The organism is Okeania sp. SIO2F4, from assembly GCF_010672385.1.
GTDB lineage: Bacteria > Cyanobacteriota > Cyanobacteriia > Cyanobacteriales > Microcoleaceae > Trichodesmium.
This window is the reverse complement of record NZ_JAAHGT010001486.1, coordinates 1-1,105: the sequence shown is the minus strand read 5'-3', so window position 1 is coordinate 1,105 and position 1,105 is coordinate 1. Positions and strand designations below refer to the sequence as shown.

Genomic DNA, 1,105 nt, shown 5'->3' with positions numbered 1-1,105 from the left:
TATTACTTTTGCTACTTAATGACTTGACAAACTACTAGAAAATATTAATTTAATAAGTAACTCCTTTTGGTTTGACCTGGGGGGTATTAAAAACAAGGATTTTTGGTGTTGGTGAATGAAGGTATGACTTTAGGAGTCAGAAGATAGCAATAAAGTGTTTTACTACTCACAATAGTGGCTAGATTCTGATACCTAAAATTAGCAATACTGGAATTTAGAAAAACACAACTTCCTCAAAATAGTTTGGATAATTTTTATGGAGACACAACCTGTTAACACTAGCTTAATGGAAATTAATTCGACACAGGATTATTCAGATAGTTCATCTTGTTTAAAAGCAATCTATCGACAACTTTTTAAATAAAACCGAAATTTCTATTTATTTCATAATTCTATACTATATTCATTGTTTTTAGCAGGTGAGTTAACAACCCGCGACATGATTTGTGAGTTGCTTTGTTCAGAAATGTACAGAGACTATATTCTCGAAGTTAATAGCAACTATCATTTTGTTAGTCTTTGTTTTGAAGGAGTTATTGGTCGTCCACCAGAACAACTGGAAAAGTATAAGTGGAGTTCTTTTTTAGCAACAGAAGGTCTCAGAGCTTTTGCAGAACAATTGACAGGAAGTGATGAATATATAGCAGCTTTTGGTGACGATATTGTGCCAAGTCGCCGTTCTCTAAAGCTTTTTTCTAGCGATCAAAATCTTCCTGCTTTACCTAAAGAACAAAGTATTAAACGCTATACAGGACCAGGGAATATTAATCAGAATAAACCACACTATTATGGTAGTGTTCTGCGTTGGAAAAATGGAAATCCACCCGTCCTTGTCCGTCAAATTTTTGCTATTATAGCTGTTGCATTCGGCATTGAAGTTATCAGGATATTTGTGACAATTGCCATTGCTGCTTTCAAGACAGGTTCTTTTTAAGATTTCTGTGTTAAAAAGATTTAAAATATTCACAAAAAAAATTCAGTTTATCCCGTTTTAATTAGTGTTTTAATCAATTAAGGAGAAATTAACATGATTCATTTAATGACACTTGCTGCTGCTGTTCCCCATACTCCTGAGTGGAGTCCTATAGTGGGAATGGTAATGATT

At 33.5% G+C, this 1,105-nt stretch carries 1 protein-coding gene; it reads left to right on the top strand.

Translation table 11 applies throughout. From position 1 onward, the window contains the following. Positions 1–406: 406 nt before the first annotated feature. Positions 407–934, top strand: a complete 528-nt coding sequence (locus tag F6K22_RS41400; RefSeq protein WP_293111027.1) for a phycobilisome rod-core linker polypeptide — start codon at positions 407–409, stop codon at positions 932–934. The last annotated feature ends 171 nt before the right edge of the window (positions 935–1,105 follow it).